The sequence below is a fragment of the Xanthomonas sp. D-99 genome (assembly GCF_017746145.1).
In the GTDB taxonomy this organism is placed as follows: Bacteria; Pseudomonadota; Gammaproteobacteria; order Xanthomonadales; family Xanthomonadaceae; genus Xanthomonas; species Xanthomonas cissicola.
Map to the genome: position 1 here is coordinate 1 of NZ_JAGHWU010000096.1, position 2,519 is coordinate 2,519.

At 62.0% G+C, this 2,519-nt stretch carries 2 protein-coding genes and 1 pseudogene; 1 reads left to right on the plus strand and 2 read right to left on the minus strand.

Annotation, left to right across the window (positions count from 1 at the left end):
* Together J7360_RS20300 and J7360_RS20305 are read right to left on the minus strand one after the other, a co-directional pair.
* Positions 1-832 (minus strand): restriction endonuclease (locus J7360_RS20300; RefSeq protein WP_209034667.1); only part of this gene is annotated, 832 nt, incomplete at its 3' end.
* Between the two features lie 477 nt (positions 833-1,309).
* Positions 1,310-2,251: pseudogene (locus tag J7360_RS20305) on the minus strand (choice-of-anchor Q domain-containing protein); the annotation flags it as partial.
* A gap of 68 nt (positions 2,252-2,319) precedes the next feature.
* On the opposite strand from J7360_RS20305, the gene J7360_RS20310 reads away from it, so the two are divergent.
* Positions 2,320-2,519 (plus strand): transposase (locus tag J7360_RS20310; RefSeq protein WP_059001059.1); only part of this gene is annotated, 200 nt, incomplete at its 3' end.

Here is a 2,519-nt window from a genome sequence, read left to right on the forward strand (position 1 = left end):
TGTTCAGACCTTCCCTAGGGAACTGGCTGCAACCTAGAAAGTTCTCGCCGGTGCGCCGGTTTCTTCTCTGCACGAGTGCGCTGCCGCAGCGTGGGCAGCTTGGAGTGGCAATGTTTGCAGAGGCAGTGGAATCAGCTGAACCAAAGACAGGCTCGATGCGCGCGGATATCGCCGTCGGCTGCGCTGTGGCTTGTTGCTGCACTGCTTGGATCATGTCCAACAACTGTTCGCCGCCAATGAGTTCAATCGGCTTGCCTTCGGCAAAGCGCTCAGCGTCTTTCGTGTAAGTACCGATGCAAGCGATCTTGACCGCGTGGGCCTGGTGATGTGCCAGCAGGCCGTACATTTCGCGCACCACGCTGACGCCAACTTGCTGGCGCTTCCATTGTTTGCATTGCACCAGTGTGCGGCGGCCGTCTTTGCGCAGCATCAGGTCGATGCCGCCGTCTGCGCCACCCAGGCCGGTTTCTTCAACGCTATAGCCTTGCCGGCGAAAGGCTTCGCCCACCAACTGTTCGAACTGGCGCCAGCCGCCGGCGGCCAGGCTCTCCAGGGTGGTACGTGTCTCCAGAAAGCGTCGCCGGCTGCGTGAGCCCAAATAGGAGCACAGCGCGGCGAGCCAGCAGATGCCGAGCAGCATCCACGCCAATGGCGCGAACGCCCCACTCGACTGCTGGGCAAACCCTTGCGACAGCATCCCGCCCTGGTGAGAGAACCACCAGCCGATGCCGTAGCGCACGACTAGATAACCCACGATTCCCGCAACAAGGCCGAGCGGCCACGGCAACGCGGCCAACGCTTCAAACCCGCTCTGCTTCTTTCTGCGTCCCATGCAAGAACCCCCGTTCCAGCTTCGAACATAACCGCTGAAACGTGCGTTGTCAGCAAGCGAACGATGCTATTGCGGTCTGTCGCCCATTAAATTTCGGGACGACGCGCTTCAGCGCAAACGGCTTACCCAATGCCGATGCTTGAGTTCGCTCGCATCAGTTCAGCGCAATTTGTGCAGATACCCGCGGGGGTGTGGGCTAACGGATGAGTGACGTCGCAAACCTCACAGGCAGTCTGGCAATCAATCGGTGGCTCCCTACTCCGTAGCCATCTTTGCCAATGAGACGCATATGCTTATTCGTTGAGCGAGCAGAAGCCTAGCCTATGCGCGAGGCATTCGTGGCCAACACCGATCAATGTCGATGTGGCCTTGAATCACGCCGCAATTACCGCTTGATTGCGCGACCAAGCGGGCTTCTTAGCCCACTCGGCCACACAACGCGCGTCGTCGCCAGAGGACGAGGACGCGCAGTGCGACTTACTTGATTTCCACCGCACCCACATCGCAGACCGCGGTATCACGCGCAACACCACGCTGGTCGATGTTGCGGCAATTGCTGCCGAGGTTGCGCACCGGGCTGTTGGCCGCCGGCAATTGGGTGAGCGTGGGGCCGCCATTGGCGGCTGGTGCGCCCAGCAGCGGATCGGTGGCGCGTGCGAGGCCGGCGGTGAGGCAGCTGTGGAACAGGCCGCCCGCAGCCGAGTACTCGATCAGGTTGTTGCCGGTGCTGCTTTGGTCGCTGCAGAAGGTGCGCTCGGTCTTGGAATAGAAGATGCTGTTGCGGATGTCGAATCCACTACCGAACAACGTCGACCCTGGCGTGTTCTCGGCGAAGGTGACGTTGTTGAAGCGCACCGTGGTCTTGCCCTGGTCGCCATTGGATGGCTGCCAGCCCACATGCTGGATCGCCGCGCCCACACCCTTTGCATAGTTGCCATAGAAGGTGCTGTTGCTGACGTTGCAGGACGGGCCGTAGCAGTCCATGTACAAGGCGCCGGCGTTGCTCTTTTCGGCGCGGTTGGAGATGAAGCTGGTTTCTTCGACGTTGATGATGCCCGGCGTAGTGATGGTGGTGCCGGAGTGCGTGGTATCGCCAAAGCCCAGGCTGATGCGCGCACCGCCGGCCGGGCCGCCATAGGCAATGTTGTTGGCGAAGGTGGAGGAGCGCACGTCGATGGTGTCCGGTGCATACGCCCACAACGTGGCGCCGCCGCCGCTGTTGGCCGCGCTGTTGTTGCGCACCACCGTGCCGCACACCGAGAGCGTGGCGCCACCGGCGGCGGCGTTGAGGTAGCCGGCGAGCGAGGCGCCGTCGGTGTCGATTGCGCCGCTGTTGCCGAACTGGTCGGCATCCGGGAAGCCGGCCGGCGCATTGATGGCCTGGTTGCCGACAAATTCGGAATTGACGATGGTCAGACGGTAATCCCCCCGCCCATTAGCAGACGCCAGAAGTGGAATTTTCTCGTCCCCTTTCTCGAGGAGGTTCCATGAAGAAGTCCCGCTTTACCGACAGCCAGATCATCGCCGTGCTCAAGCAGGCCCAGGCCGGTGCGCCCGTGCCGGAGCTGTGCCGCGAGCACGGCATCAGCTCGGCGACGTTCTACAAGTGGCGCAGCAAGTTCGGCGGCATGGACGTGTCCATGGTCGCGCGCATGAAGGAGCTGGAGGAGGAGAACCGCCGGCTCAA